13 protein-coding genes are annotated in these 14,139 nt (G+C 41.7%); all 13 read right to left on the bottom strand.

All coding sequences use genetic code 11. From position 1 onward, the window contains the following. Positions 1-86 precede the first annotated feature (86 nt). The 13 genes from hpaD to ACQKFG_RS06690 all read right to left on the bottom strand — a co-directional run bounded on the left by hpaD (position 87) and on the right by ACQKFG_RS06690 (position 14,131). On the bottom strand, positions 87-1,070 hold the full coding sequence (hpaD, locus tag ACQKFG_RS06750) for a 3,4-dihydroxyphenylacetate 2,3-dioxygenase (RefSeq protein WP_427557257.1): 984 nt from the start codon (positions 1,068-1,070) through the stop codon (positions 87-89). A gap of 30 nt (positions 1,071-1,100) precedes the next feature. Then, positions 1,101-2,615, bottom strand: a complete 1,515-nt coding sequence (hpaE, locus tag ACQKFG_RS06745) for a 5-carboxymethyl-2-hydroxymuconate semialdehyde dehydrogenase (protein ID WP_192205320.1) — start codon at positions 2,613-2,615, stop codon at positions 1,101-1,103. Between the two features lie 78 nt (positions 2,616-2,693). Beyond that, positions 2,694-3,611, bottom strand: a complete 918-nt coding sequence (hpaI, locus tag ACQKFG_RS06740) for a 2,4-dihydroxyhept-2-ene-1,7-dioic acid aldolase (RefSeq protein WP_192205321.1) — start codon at positions 3,609-3,611, stop codon at positions 2,694-2,696. 109 nt (positions 3,612-3,720) lie between these two features. Continuing rightward, positions 3,721-4,398 carry a GntR family transcriptional regulator gene (locus tag ACQKFG_RS06735; protein ID WP_192205322.1) on the bottom strand — a complete coding sequence of 226 codons (678 nt, stop codon included), beginning with the start codon at positions 4,396-4,398 and terminating at the stop codon, positions 3,721-3,723. A gap of 197 nt (positions 4,399-4,595) precedes the next feature. Further along, positions 4,596-5,780: a pyridoxal phosphate-dependent aminotransferase gene (locus ACQKFG_RS06730; protein ID WP_349728059.1), complete on the bottom strand. Its 1,185-nt coding sequence runs from the start codon at positions 5,778-5,780 to the stop codon at positions 4,596-4,598. A gap of 19 nt (positions 5,781-5,799) precedes the next feature. Continuing rightward, positions 5,800-6,276, bottom strand: a complete 477-nt coding sequence (locus tag ACQKFG_RS06725; RefSeq protein ID WP_192205324.1) for a DUF5590 domain-containing protein — start codon at positions 6,274-6,276, stop codon at positions 5,800-5,802. Positions 6,277-6,294: 18 nt separating this feature from the next. Further along, positions 6,295-6,465: a YpmA family protein gene (locus tag ACQKFG_RS06720; protein WP_065310840.1), complete on the bottom strand. Its 171-nt coding sequence runs from the start codon at positions 6,463-6,465 to the stop codon at positions 6,295-6,297. Positions 6,466-6,620: 155 nt separating this feature from the next. Beyond that, positions 6,621-9,401, bottom strand: coding sequence for an ATP-dependent DNA helicase DinG (gene dinG / locus ACQKFG_RS06715; RefSeq protein WP_427557242.1), 2,781 nt, complete (start codon positions 9,399-9,401; stop codon positions 6,621-6,623). A 160-nt stretch (positions 9,402-9,561) separates the two neighbouring features. Further along, a complete protein-coding gene (gene panD, locus ACQKFG_RS06710; RefSeq protein WP_076365694.1) occupies positions 9,562-9,945 on the bottom strand; it encodes an aspartate 1-decarboxylase in 384 nt (127 codons plus the stop codon). Positions 9,946-9,971: 26 nt separating this feature from the next. Then, positions 9,972-10,820 carry a pantoate--beta-alanine ligase gene (panC, locus tag ACQKFG_RS06705; protein WP_427557238.1) on the bottom strand — a complete coding sequence of 283 codons (849 nt, stop codon included), beginning with the start codon at positions 10,818-10,820 and terminating at the stop codon, positions 9,972-9,974. Beyond that, the gene (gene panB, locus ACQKFG_RS06700) at positions 10,817-11,653 is read right to left on the bottom strand and encodes a 3-methyl-2-oxobutanoate hydroxymethyltransferase (protein ID WP_427557235.1); all 837 of its coding nucleotides are present in this window, start codon (positions 11,651-11,653) and stop codon (positions 10,817-10,819) included. The genes panC and panB overlap by 4 nt, the downstream gene beginning before the upstream one ends. Before the next feature lie 331 nt (positions 11,654-11,984). Further along, positions 11,985-12,965: a biotin--[acetyl-CoA-carboxylase] ligase gene (locus ACQKFG_RS06695; protein WP_427557232.1), complete on the bottom strand. Its 981-nt coding sequence runs from the start codon at positions 12,963-12,965 to the stop codon at positions 11,985-11,987. Continuing rightward, positions 12,950-14,131 (bottom strand): CCA tRNA nucleotidyltransferase, encoded by a 1,182-nt coding sequence (locus ACQKFG_RS06690; RefSeq protein WP_427557229.1) that lies wholly within the window; start codon positions 14,129-14,131, stop codon positions 12,950-12,952. The genes ACQKFG_RS06695 and ACQKFG_RS06690 overlap by 16 nt, the downstream gene beginning before the upstream one ends. Between the last annotated feature and the right edge of the window lie 8 nt (positions 14,132-14,139).

Raw genomic sequence — 14,139 nt, 5'->3', positions numbered from 1 at the left:
TGTTCCCTTAAATGGTTAAAATTGGTCTTTGAACAGGCTTATACGCACTAGCGCCCTATCCAATTGACCGTGGGTCCCGTTTCTCTTTAGATGATGAATTCAGGCTTGCTTTTTGCCAGAATCGGTTCTTTAAGAGGAACTTCTTCACCTGATATTATATCAAGTACAGCAGATGCCTCATCAAACCATGAATCCGGAGCTTTGGCTCCCCAGAATGTCTGGCGTCTTGGATCATTCAAATCCCAATGAATCGGTTCGGTATCAGGGTCAGCCGTTAAGTAATCACCATTGTATAATTCGATCCTGTGACCGTCCGGATCTCTTAAATATAAGAAGAATGCATTGGATAGACCGTGCCTTCCTGGTCCGCGTTCGATGGACTGGGCATATCCCAGTGAAGCCAGTACATCACAGGCATGGATAAGTGCAAGGGGGTCAGGCAGAAAGAAGCCAACATGATGAAGTCTTGGACCGATTCCGTTCATGAATGCCTGGTCATGGACCGTTTGCTTTCTATGAAGCCACGTCGCCCATAATTTGCCCGAATCATCCACTGTGTCTTCCGAGCACGCAAAACCTAATTCTTTCACGTAAAAATCATAGGCATTTTGCACATTTGGTACACAGCAATTCACATGATCGATCCTTTGGACCCTTGAACCCCTATGCATATCGTATCGTTGAAGCAATCTCTCGGCTTTATCCATTTTGCTGAAAAACTCCACTGGCAATCCTGAAATATCCTGAACTCGTAGCGACTTGCCTAGTGCATGCTGTGTTCCTTCCTGCATCCACTTCATTTTCATTCCCTTGGATAGGAAAAAAGATTCCAATTCTTCAAGGTCTTCCTCTTTTTCAACCTTGTAGCTTATTGCTTCAACGCTTGGCTTTTCTGCCTTTTGCAAAATAAGCGAGTGATGATGCGCTTCCTCTAAACCACGTAAATATATGTGATCATTCGTTCTTTCCGTTTCAATGAAACCTAAAGCATCCACATAAAAGGCTCTTGATTTATCCAGATCTGTTACATTAAGTATCGTTCTCGCAACACGAATAATAGAAAAACTCATAGTATTCTCCCCTCTTTAATGAAACACGGATTATTTTTCAGCAGAAGAAACAGCATTTTGTTTTACGTCGCCAAATTTCGGAATGTGATGTTCACCAATTGCTACGTGGATAACTTGTGTTTCCGTATAGAATTCAAAGCTATAATGGCCACCTTCACGTCCTACCCCACTATATTTCGATCCTCCAAACGGTATCCGCAAATCCCTTACGTTTTGGGAATTCACCCAGACCATCCCGCTATCGACAGCCTGTGCAAACCTATGTCCACGTTTCATATCATTGGTCCATACATAAGCAGCAAGCCCATACTTTACATCGTTAGCCATTCTCAGTACCTCCTCTTCAGTCTTGAAAGGAATGACTGCCATGACTGGTCCAAAAATCTCTTCCTGTGCCACCGTCATCTCATTTGTACAGTTCAAGAGAAGCGTCGGGGCAATAAAATTCCCTTCCTTGAACGCACTCGGTATGGCACCGCTTACAATTTCCGCCCCTTCATCTTTTGCTATATCCAGATAACGGGAGACATTATTAAAATGGTTACGATGGATCAGCGGTCCGATTTCCGTTTCTGGGTCCATTGGGTTTCCAATTTTGATATTATGAACACGTTCCTTCAATTCTGCAACGAACTGGTCTATTATCGATTCATGGACAAATAATCTGGAATTGGCTGTGCAGCGCTCCCCATTGAATGAATAAATTCCCCAAACCACAGAATCCAGGGCTTTTTCTAAATCGGCATCTTCAAAAATGACCGCTGGCGATTTACCTCCGAGTTCCATGGAAAAACGTTTCATTGTATCTGCACCATTTTTAACGATTTCAGCGCCAGTCGTCGTTTCCCCGGTAAAGGATATCAATTGGACTTCAGGATGGGCAACCAAGGACGCCCCTGCTGTTTCCCCAAAACCGTGAACGATATTGAATACGCCTTTCGGCAGACCGGATTGGTCAATGATTTGTGCCAATTTATTGGCAGTCAATGGGGACCACTCCGCCGGTTTTAGGACACATGTATTACCTGTAGCCAGGGCCGGGGCGATCTTCCAGGTTTCTAACATGAATGGCGCATTCCAAGGAGTGATTAATCCTGCCACTCCTATCGGTTTATGAATCGTATAATTAATGAATGTGTCATCCACTTGATACGACTCTCCTATTAGCCTGCTTTTCACCATCTCAGAATAAAACCGGAAATTCTCCGCCCCCCTTGCCGCCTGTTTTTTTGTCTGGCTAATCGGCAACCCTGTATCAAGGGATTCCAAAAAGGAAATTTCTTCTGCATTTTCTTCAATTAAATCAGCAATCCTATTAATGTACTTCAATCTTTCTTCCACTTTCATCGTTCTCCATGGACCATTATCGAATGCATCTCTTGCAGCGGCTACCGCTTGATCGATGTCCTCTTTAAACCCTTCTGCCACATTATTTATTGCTTGATTATTAAAAGGGCTTAAATTTCCAAATGTTTTCCCTGAGATTCCATCGACAAATTGACCATTGATGTAATGCTTGACATCTTGCACGGGAAAAGTTTGCATGATAAATCCTCCTTTAAAAATTAATTCGGGAAGATGACAAAAATCTATTAGATTCGTGCAATCTTCCCGATCTAGCAATTATGACTGGATTATTTGGTCAATCAACCCGTATGATTGAAGGGTTTCACGCAGTTCTTTTTCCAATGGTTCCGAAGGCGGACCCATTGGCGGCCTTAATGCAGGATTGATTTTCCCCATCATCCCCATCGCAGCTTTTAATGGTCCCGGATTGGTTTCTTTAAACAAAACATCATTCAATGGCATTAATTTGTAATGGAGATCAAGTGCCTTATCCACATCCCCCTCCACCCAAAGGTTATAAATTTCCGCAACTTCTTTAGGGGTGATATTTGCAGTAGCACTTATATGTCCAGCACCTCCAATAGCCAACATTGGATAGCATAGTAATTCGATGCCCGAATATAAGAGAAAATCCCTTCCGCAATTCAATAAGACACGGTTCACATGTTCGAAATCTTTATTAGATTCCTTTACACCAATAATATTTTCACAATCTTCAGCAAGACGTGCCAATGTCTTCACTTCTAGATTCGTCGCCGTTCTTCCAGGAATGTTATAAACGATAATCGGGATATCAACAGAATCGGCTACCGTTTTAAAATGATTGTAAAGTGCCTGTTGATTCGGTTTATTGTAATAAGGAACGATGACTAAAGCAGCATCCGCACCCATTTCCTGTGCCATTTTTGTCAAATGCAACGTTTCTTTCTGATTGGCAGATCCAGTACCTGGTGCAACTGGAACACGGGCTTTTGCTGCTTTAATAGCCGTTTCCATCACTAATTCCCGTTCCTTAATCGTTAATGAACTCGGCTCTCCGGTAGTACCGCATACCGAGATTCCATGGGAACCGCTTTCAATGTGCCAGTTTACCAGATTTTCAATTGCCTTTACATCCACTTCCATCTTGTCATCAAACGGAGTGATAACGGGAGCGATGGATCCTCTTAAACGACTTTTGATTTCCTCGTACATTTTTTCTACCACCCTTTCATTATTTGAATATTCGGAATAATACAAGTGAAAAAAATGGCTTTGCTTTTATGAATAATCGATCGACTATTATAAAACAAAGCCAAGGTCATCAAAGTGCCTGATCGTGATTAGTTTCCGCCCTCTGCTTGAATGTGCTGATGGCATTCAGTTTATGCTTTCTCACCAATGATTCAATTTCTTCAAAAGATGCTTTTTCCTTTAGAAGCTTTATGATGCTTTCATGTTCGCGAATCGATTGGACTGCACGTTGCGGAACCATGGTGAACATGGACTTTCTGACTCTATTCATTCTTTGTTGTGCCTGTTTGATTTCCTCCTTTAAAAAGGAATTTCCGCACTTTTCATAGATTTCCGCATGGAAACATTCGTTTAACTTACCAAACAGCTCTAATTCAAAGTTATGGAGGGCTTTTTCCATTTCTTTGTTTAAATTAATTAGATTTTCAAAATCATGATCATTCATCGTTAAAGAACTGAGGGCAGCTGCATATCCTTCAAGCAAAGATAAAACAGAAAGAGTTTCAATGTATTCGCTCTCATTAATGCTTGTAACCACCGCTCCGCTATAAGGCTTATATTGAATAAGACCATCAGATTCCAGTTGCCTGATCGCTTCCCTGACAGGAATCGGACTTAAACTAAGTTCTTTTGCCGTTTGATCGATAATGATCCGCTGTCCAGAACCATATGTTCCATCCAAAATTAATTTACGAAGGTGCTCATATGCTATTTGCTTTTTGCTGGGGTTTTTGTTTTTCTCTTCCATATTTTCATCATATATGAAATCATATATGATTGCAATCGATTTTTATTAAAAATCATATATGATTTTCACTTTTCTTTACAAATTTGTTTTGCAAAACGCCTATCATGTCTTCTTCCCGAAAGTACCATATCGAAATATAATCGAAAAAAAACCTGCAGACCCTGGTGTTGCCAGGTAGTCTGCAGGTTTTTGGAAAATTATGCCATTTTTGATTTAACGAATGAATGTATTCTTTCAACTGCTGCTTCCAGCAACTCTAATGAAGTTGCATAAGAGAGCCTGATGTTATCAGGTGCACCAAAACCTGAACCTGGAATAACAGCCACTTGCGCTTCTTCCAGCAATGCAGTCGTAAATTCCTCGACATTGCTGTAACCTGTTAATTCAACTGCACGTTTAACGTTCGGGAATAAATAAAATGCCCCTTGCGGTTTAATGCAGCTGATCCCTGGAATTTCAACCAATTTATCATATATCGTATTCAAGCGGCCTTCAAAAGACTGACGCATTTCTTCAACAGGCTCCTGTGTACCATCATAAGCGGCAATCGCACCATATTGAGCAGTTGTGGTAGGATTGGATGTGCTATGGCTTGCAAGGTTCGTCATTGCTTTAATGATGGACTCATCACCGACTGCATAACCAATTCTCCAGCCAGTCATCGAATGCGACTTAGAAACACCGTTGATGATGATCGTTTGCTTTTTCAATTCAGGTGAAATCTCTGCAATGGATGTATGTTTAGCATTTCCATAAACCAATTTTTCGTAAATTTCGTCGGAAACGATCAAGATATCATGAGCCAGGCAAACTTCCCCGATAGCCGCCAATTCTTCCCTGGAATAAAGCATGCCCGTTGGATTGCTTGGAGAGTTGATGATAACCGCTTTCGTTTTTTCGGTAATTGCTTGTTCTAATTGTTCTTTAGTGATTTTATATTGATTTTCTTCCGTACCTACTACATAAACAGGCTTACCGTCAGCAAGCTTGATTTGCTCAGGATAGCTCACCCAATAAGGTATCGGAACAATGACTTCATCTCCTTCATCCAGGATAGCTTGAAACAATGTGTAAAGCGCGTGCTTTGCACCTGAGCCAACTACAATTTGAGACGGTTTGTATTCCAAGCCTTGATCACGCTTCAATTTAGCCGCAATTGCTTCTTTTAGCTTCGGCAGACCAGCGGATGGCGTGTATTTAGTTTGACCCTCATTCATGGAAAGAAGGGCTGCATCTATGATATGTTTTGGCGTATTATAGTCTGGTTCACCAGCACCCAAACCAATTATATCTAGACCCTGGGCCTTAAGTTCCTTCGCTTTTGCCGTGATGGCCAATGTTGTTGATGGTGTTAATGACTGAACGCGGTTCGCTAATTTCATTTTAAATTAATCCTCCATTCTAAATGCTTCGATAATACTTCAGCCATTCCCCAGTTTTAAAATCATAATAGTCATAGTTAAAACGCTGGGATTCATCAAGGTACGTTACTTCCCAAAGCGGAACGTTCTTTTCCATGCCTAGCTTAACCGAAATGATTTTTTGGGGATTAAGCTGTTCTTTGACAATGTTTAAGATCTCTTTTTTTGATTTACCATCTTTATAGTTTTCCACTACTATTTCTTTCTTCTTATCCTCAGGAAGCCAGACTATTTTTTTAGTCCCTTTTTCTCCCTTACCAATGATTACGGAGTATGAATCCTGCCCATTATAAGGGTAAAATTCTTCCATCGTCACAAGGCCGCCCTCTTCCTTTGCCTTTTTGAAAGCCTCATTACCAGCCTCTTTTTTTGGCTGCAACGCTTTAATATATGCCCCGCTGACAAATCCGATAAAACAAAGGACCAGGATAGAAGCAATAATCAACCATTTTTTCAAAGCTGCTTTTCCTTCTTTCTATGTACGATAAATTGTAAATATCGCTTTTTCTTGATCTTGGGAATCCAGTGCCAGACCGAACATTAAGTCATCTTTTTTCAATGTTCGGTTCAAAGAATCTACAATTTTATACAGATCAGGAGAATGTTGCAACCTGACTGTTGAAATTACTTCGATTTTACTTTCCATGAAAACGCCCCTCCATTTTAATAATTTGTCAACAACCACTGGTATGAATAGGATTTGAAGGCTTTACCACCTATCACATTATACCAGCTCAAAAGTAATTTTTCTTTATAAATTATTAAAAATTCATTTTAGATCAAGAAGGATTTAAAGATTCTTTAAATCCACTCTTCTATCATTTCAGCCATTTCTGTTATTGAGGCTTGGTGCCAGTCCACTTCCGGAATGGCTTTTTGAAATTCAGGTCCATATTTGGCAGTGATGATGCGGCGGTCAAGAATTACCAAAACCCCTTTATCTTCTGGAGTTCGTATAAGCCTGCCGAAACCTTGCCGGAACCTTAATAGGGCTTCAGGTAATGAATACGCAGAGAAAGGATTGCGCCCTTGTTTTTCGAGAAGTTGGCATTTTGCAGCTGTCACTGGTTCATCCGGTGGCGAGAATGGCAGCCTGACAATGATTAAACAAGATAGATCCTCACCGGGGATATCGACGCCTTCCCATAGGCTGGTTGTCCCAAATAGGACGGCTTTCTCGAAGTTTTGGAAATTCCTGAGCAGCCTCATCCGGCTTCCGCCAGAAATCCCTTGGGCAAACAGCGTGAACTCATCCAGTACGCCACTGTCTTTGATGGAATGATAGGTGGCCCGCAGCATTTCATGAGAGGTGAATAATACCATCATTCTCCCCTTCGCTGCCTGAGCGGCAGCAATAATATGATTTGCCGCTGTTTCGGAGAATTCCTCCACCGATAAGCAATTGATATCTGGTAGATCATTTGGCACCAGTACCTTTACGAGTTCCTTATAAGGAAAGGGTGAGGGTAAACTTGCCGTCTGCATTGGCTCGTTCTCTAAACCGAGTTGTTCTTTAAAATACTTAAAAGAATTCTTCACCACGAGGGTTGCCGATGTCATGACCACACTCTTTTGGCGCCCGAAATAGGAATCCCAAAGCCGTTTACTTCCTGCAATCGGCTGAACCGTCAAAGTCACCCCATGTTGGGGTGCAGCATTCGTATAATCGAGCCAATAAATATTTTCTTCATGCGGCTTGATGAAAAATTCATGCAAGGAGTCCCTGGTATCCTGTAAATGTCCAAGCAGCACCTCGATATCATTCAAGTGAAATAATGAATTTTTTCCTAAGGGGGACTCATTATTCAATAAAAGAGCCAATCTTTTCTCTAACTCCGTGATGATGTATCCTAATAAATCGACCAATCGCTCAGCGACCAGAATCGCTTTACCCCATCTTCCATCATCTATTTTGAATGAAAGCCGTTTCGGACTCATGGAACGTGAAAGTTTTTCCGCCTGATTGGAGATATAATAAAAAAGCTGTTCGAATTCATACGAAAAATCACCAAGCTTTTGATCTAATTCATGCATGGACTTCCCATCCGTCAATCCATTATTTAAGAGCATCCTGTCCAATTTATATAATAATTGCTTTTGATCTGATGTCCCTAGTCTGTTCAAAACCGTCTTCACCGAAATGTAATTAAGCCTGCTCCCAAGCTGTTTAGATGCAGCTTGTTCCAAATGGTGTGCTTCATCGAGAACCAAATACCCTTTTTTGGGAATCAAGGCGTCTTCTGTAAGCAGATCCGTCATTAAAAACGAATGGTTAGTAATGATGATATCCGCTTTGGCAGCTGTTCTTTTTGCCCGTTCAAAAAAATCCAATTCAAGCCAGGGCTGTTTTAAACCGGCGTATGTAAGACCATCACTTTGAAGCCTATTCCAAAATAGCTGACCCCCGCTTGTGAGATTCAATTCATCTTTATCGCCTGTTACGGTTTCAGTGAGCCAAACCAATATCTGCATTTTCGTTAATGCCGTTTCATAATTATCTTCCTTTTCACGCAATGCCCTTTCGAACTTTGCCAAGCTCAAATAATTACTTCTCCCCTTTAGTAAAACAGCTTGAAATGTAAAGGGAAGAATTTTCTTAAGCTTAGGAACCTCGTTTTGCAGAAGTTGATCCTGTAGCTGAAGCGTATACGTCGAAACGACGACAGGCTTATGATGTTTTTTTGCAAAATAAACAGCCGGAAGCAGATAGCCTATGGATTTTCCAATACCTGTCCCAGCTTCAATGATTGCATCCTGGCTGGATTCGAAGGAATGGTGAATCATGTTCATCATATCAAGTTGTCCGCTTCTTGCTTCAAAGGCAGGAAATGCTCTTTGAAGCATGGCTATTTTTTCCTCATCATCGAGCGGGAATTTCGACTCCGTGTCTTTATGATCACTTTCGTTTTCGGCCTTTTTAAATGCAAGGCCCCTATACGTAATAAGATCAGGTGAATGGACTTCTGCTTTAGCAAGTTTGCTTGCAATGCAAGCATCTATTAATTCGGAAACCTCACTTTGTAAGGAAAAAGATAATCGATATAACTGTTTAAGTGTCATGACTGGAAGGTTCATCAGCTTTTTTTTCAATTCCAACAATAATAAAGCGGTGGCATATGCATCACTATCCGCTTGATGGGGCCTGGAATGATCCAGGTTTTCTTCTTTAGCCAGCTGGTGCAGCTTATATCCATCGGATGTTGGTTTTAATATTTTCGCTAACTCCACTGTATCAAGGGTGGAACCATAAAACGGCTCAAACCCGCATCGTACTAGTTCTTCCTGTAAAAAAGATAAATCAAATAAAACATTATGGGCAACAAAACAAGCCCCTTCTATAAGCCGGGCAATATTTTCTGCAACATCTTCAAAGTCAGGTGCATTTTTTACCGTCTCGTTGCTTATTCCGGTCAATTCTTCAATAAACAAGGAAATTTCCTGTCCAGGGTGGATGAATGTCGAGTATTCATCCACAATTTGGTCATTTTCGATGACCACGCCAGCAAATTGTATTATCCTATCTCCTTTTTTTGGAGAATTCCCTGTCGTTTCCAAATCAACCACTACATATCGTTGCATCATGAATTGTACACCTCAAACTTCGCTTTCTCCACTTCCTGATGGAATTCTCTTATCTTTTTTATACCATAATAATCGTAATAAAGGAAACAAGCCGTTCATCAAAAGACTAAAAGGGCCGGCACCTGTATGCATGATTCATGCATATGTGCCGGCCCCCCGCTTACATGATGGTAGCTGCAGGTTCGTTTGAAATCAAATCAATGATTTTGTTGTTTTCATCCATGATCGCAACTTTTGGTTTGTGCTCCCCCAGTTTATCCTCTGAAACCATTACATAAGAAATGATTATCACGATATCATCCGGCTGCACCAGTCTGGCTGCCGCTCCATTCAAACACACTACACCGCTGCCCCGTTCACCCGCAATCACATACGTTTCAAGTCGTGCACCATTATTATTATTCACGATGGCGACCTTTTCGTTAGGCAGAATACCCACCGCATCAATTATGTCTTCATCAATCGTAATGCTGCCTACATAATTCAAATTAGCTTCAGTTACCCGTGCACGGTGAATTTTCCCATTCATCATCGTTCGAAACATCTCAATTCCCCCTAATTTTTCATGAATCATTCCACATATAAGGTGATATTATCAATTAGTCTTGCATGCTTGAACTTTACAGCCATTGCAATGATGACGTTTCCTGCCAGCGATTCAAGTGGTTTAAGTTCCGGATATTGATAGATTTCAATATAGTCGATCACTCCACTTGTGTGGACAGCAATATGTTCATTTACCAAGGCCGTGACGGTTGCTGCATTTCTTTCACCTGATTCAACCGCCTCTTTGGCCTTTAATAAACTTTGGTACAGTTCTTTAGCCTCCATGCGTTCTTGATCTGATAGGTTAACATTTCGCGAGCTCTTCGCTAACCCATCTTCTTCGCGAACGGTATCTACAGCAACTAGCTGGATAGGGAAATTAAAGTCTTTGATCAGTCCATCTATCACGGCGACTTGCTGGGCATCCTTCTTACCAAAGTAAGCTCTATCAGGAAGGATGATATTGAAGAATTTCGTTAAGACCGTCACTACACCATCAAAGTGTCCAGGCCTTTGTCTCCCGCATAAAACATCCGTCCTGCTTTGGACAACAACCTTCACAGATGGTTCTTCACCGTACATTTCGTGGACTGTCGGATAGAAAAGATAATCCACTCCGCCATTTGCTGCGACATTTTCATCCCGTGCCAAATCCCGCGGATAAGTTTCAAAATCCTCATTAGGCCCAAATTGCATCGGATTCACAAAAATACTCAATACCACAATATCATTTTCGTTGCGAGCCTTTTCCAAAAGGGTTGCATGCCCCTCATGTAAAAACCCCATTGTCGCTACATAGCCAATGCTTTTGTGATTGCTTTTTTCCTCTCTGAGTGCCAGTTGCAAATCAGCAGCTGATGTAAAAGTTTTCATCTTTTCCCTCCATAAAGTTCAGAAAGCTGCTCTTCCTTCATTGTAAAAGTATGTTCTTCCGACGGAAAATCCTTAGATTTCACTTCATTCACAAAGCTTGTAATCGATTGACCAATCAGTTCATTTGCATCTCCATAAACTTTTACGAATCTCGCTAGCCGGTCTACCCCATACTTGATGACATCATGGTAAACGAGGACTTGACCATCCGTTTCTGCGCCTGCCCCAATCCCGATGGTAGGAATTCCTAGGTTCCGTGTGATGAATTCCCCCACTTGATGTGGAACACATTCAAATACTACTGCCATAGCTCCCGCCGCTTCACACTTTTTCGCATCTTCCAAGAGCTGTGCTGCACTTTCAGCATCTTTACCTTGCACTTTATAGCCGCCCAGAACGCCGACTGATTGAGGGGTCAAGCCAAGATGGGCTACAACCGGGATGCCCGCCTTGGTCAATGCTGATATTTTTTCAACAACATCATCCGCGCCCTCGAGCTTCACGGCATCTGCATGACCTTCCTGCATGATTCTGGCTGCATTCTTGAGTGTTTCATCCATAGATAGGTGATAGCTCATAAAGGGCATGTCCGTCACGACAAATGTATTTGGTGCACCGCGTTTAACTGCCTTTGTATGGTGAATCATGTCATTCACCGTAACTGGAATCGTTGATTCATATCCCAATACGACCATTCCTAAAGAATCGCCGACTAAAATCATGTCTACACCTGATTGTTCGGCTAACTTTGCTGACGGGTAATCATAAGCCGTCAGCATGACAATTTTCTCTTGATTTTGTTTCATTTTCAAAAAATCTCCGGACAATTTCATTACGTTTCCTCCTTTTGATGGAGGAGATGAAAACATCAGCGAAAACTGGTGTCTATACATTCATGCGCAAAAAAAAGACTGACTAAAAAAGTATCTGTTTTGCTACGAAAAATGGCTTAAAAAGCCAAATATCGACACAGACTTATCTTTTAGTCAATCTTTGTTTCATCAGAAGTTTCATCCCTCCGTCCCCGTCCAGTTCTCTGGATCAAGGCAGATTTTCAAATAATTTGGTATTTATGGGGGTGCAGTTCACATTAGATACTGCCCACTTGCATTATATCAAGCCATATTAAAAATTTCTATTTAATTTTCACGAATTTGACAAAATCTACTGAATTTCAATATCTGCAGAATATATCGAGTGTACGGTTCCTTTTCCGTCTTCAAGAAGTAAAACGCCTGAATCCGTTATGCCCAATGCTTTTCCGACAATCGTGTCATTAACCGTACTGGCTTTAATAACCTGGCCAAGACTGATCGCATAACTCTCCCATAAATCCTTTATTGGCATGAAGCCTTGATCTAAATAGAGTTCGTACAAATTTTCGAGACGGAACAATGCTCGTTGAATGACCTTGGACCTTGAAACAACCCCTCCACTTTCTATGAGAAGGGAAGAAGCCTTTTCCTGCAGTTCTTCAGGAAAATCCTCCAATTGCTGATTGATATTCATCCCCATTCCGACAATGACGGAATGGATTCTATCTGACTCCGCCTGCATCTCCGTCAGGATGCCCACCACTTTCTTGCGATTCACCAAAATATCATTCGGCCACTTTATTTGTGGCTTCAAATCAGTGGTATCCTCTATAGCCTGAGCCACAGCGACTGCGGCCAATAATGTAAGTTGCGGAGCCTCATGAATCGGGATTTTCGGTCTTAGGATCAGACTCATCCATATGCCGCTGAATTTCGGGGAATGCCAAGATCTCATTAGTCTTCCTTTTCCGGATAACTGCTCCTCGGCAACGACGAGGGTTCCCTCCTGAACGCCTTCATTTGCTAGTTGATGCGCTATTTTTTGAGTGGATTCTACAGTCTCCTGATAGTGGATCATTTTGCCGATCGTTTTTGTTTCCAAGCCAAGTTGTATTTCGCTCTCTGACACTTTTTCCGGAGCTGATATGATCCGGTAGCCTTTTTTCCTAACGGCTTCCACGTTATATCCTTCACTGCGCAGGTCTTCTATATGCTTCCAGACAGCTGTGCGCGAACAGCCAATGTATTCAGCAATTTCCTGACCGGATATGAACGCACCATCCGCTTTTGATAGGGCCTCCATCAGCTTTGTTCTTAACTCAGATTGCATTTCACCAGCCACCTCTTTATTTCTTCTTTATCATTTCTTAATTCTTCATTCAAGACAGCCTTCAATATTTTTTCCAAGTATTCTTTGACCCATGGACCTGGCTTTTCTTGATGCCAATTCAATAAATCCGTTCCTGTAACGGCAAGATCCGACATTTGTTTTATAATAAGTTCATTGTAGCGCTGATGTGCATTTTCCTCCGCATCCGATACATTACCGCCAGTCAGTGCCGCCTTGACTTTAGCAGCTTGTACTGTTACGCCATGACCTGCCTGAAATACATCGATGGCTGATGGTTCTTTCTTCAGTAGCTGTATCGTACGTTGAATGTTTCTAATCGTTTTCAATGGCAGCTTCCATGCCCTCAAAGACTTTTCGAGTTCCTGATCCTTTGTGTGAACCATGATTATAGACCATATTTCTGCCGTTTTTAGCTGATGAAGCGGCAAGTCCAGTAAGTCTGTCAAATGATCTTTTTCACTGGAGAATAGAGGCAGATATTGATATAATCCGCTTTCCAGCAAGAGTGAGAAAGCCCTTATCTTATTGGAGCCGGCAACTAGCTTCTCGAATTCAACCAGGATTCTTTCGACAGCGATTTCACTGATGATCTGAGCATTCTCTTTAAGGGAATGAAAGGTTTCTTGATCCAGATCAAAATCAAGTTGACTTACGAACCTTAATGCACGCATCATTCTCAATGCATCCTCATGAAACCTTTCATGAGGGTTTCCAACCGTGATGATCCTTTTTTCTGCCAAATCACGCTTACCATTAAATGGATCTATGATTTTTCCGGTCTTATCCATTGCCATTGCATTCATCGTAAAATCTCTTCTTTGCAAATCCTCTGTCAAAGAACGGACAAATTGTACAGAATCGGGTCTGCGAAAGTCCGAATACCCGCTTTCCGTTCTAAACGTCGTAATTTCGTATGTACCCGTATCCGTAATGACAAGCACTGTTCCGTGGTCGATTCCGATGTCAGCCGTATTAGGAAAAATCCTTTTGATTTCCTGGGGTGTTGCGGAAGTGGCGATGTCGACATCGTTTATGGGCCTGCCAAGGATATAATCCCTTACAGAGCCGCCAACGAAATAAGCCTCGTATCCTGCTTCTTCTATCACTTCCAGAATGGGTACTGATTTTAAGAATAATCGATTCATCAGCATCC

This window comes from Peribacillus sp. NPDC076916 (assembly GCF_050269675.1).
GTDB classification, from domain to species: domain Bacteria; phylum Bacillota; class Bacilli; order Bacillales; family DSM-1321; genus Peribacillus; species Peribacillus aracenensis.
This window is presented reverse-complemented; position numbering and strand designations above follow the sequence as displayed.

Coding starts and splice junctions, on each gene's coding strand:
- hpaD (WP_427557257.1), bottom strand. CDS start 1,070: ATGAGTTTTTCTATTATTCGTGTTGCGAGAACGATACTTAATGTAACA.
- hpaE (WP_192205320.1), bottom strand. CDS start 2,615: ATGCAAACTTTTCCCGTGCAAGATGTCAAGCATTACATCAATGGTCAA.
- hpaI (WP_192205321.1), bottom strand. CDS start 3,611: ATGTACGAGGAAATCAAAAGTCGTTTAAGAGGATCCATCGCTCCCGTT.
- ACQKFG_RS06735 (WP_192205322.1), bottom strand. CDS start 4,398: ATGGAAGAGAAAAACAAAAACCCCAGCAAAAAGCAAATAGCATATGAG.
- ACQKFG_RS06730 (WP_349728059.1), bottom strand. CDS start 5,780: ATGAAATTAGCGAACCGCGTTCAGTCATTAACACCATCAACAACATTG.
- ACQKFG_RS06720 (WP_065310840.1), bottom strand. CDS start 6,465: ATGGAAAGTAAAATCGAAGTAATTTCAACAGTCAGGTTGCAACATTCT.
- dinG (WP_427557242.1), bottom strand. CDS start 9,401: ATGATGCAACGATATGTAGTGGTTGATTTGGAAACGACAGGGAATTCT.
- panD (WP_076365694.1), bottom strand. CDS start 9,945: ATGTTTCGAACGATGATGAATGGGAAAATTCACCGTGCACGGGTAACT.
- panC (WP_427557238.1), bottom strand. CDS start 10,820: ATGAAAACTTTTACATCAGCTGCTGATTTGCAACTGGCACTCAGAGAG.
- panB (WP_427557235.1), bottom strand. CDS start 11,653: ATGAAATTGTCCGGAGATTTTTTGAAAATGAAACAAAATCAAGAGAAA.
- ACQKFG_RS06695 (WP_427557232.1), bottom strand. CDS start 12,965: ATGCAATCTGAGTTAAGAACAAAGCTGATGGAGGCCCTATCAAAAGCG.
- ACQKFG_RS06690 (WP_427557229.1), bottom strand. CDS start 14,131: ATGAATCGATTATTCTTAAAATCAGTACCCATTCTGGAAGTGATAGAA.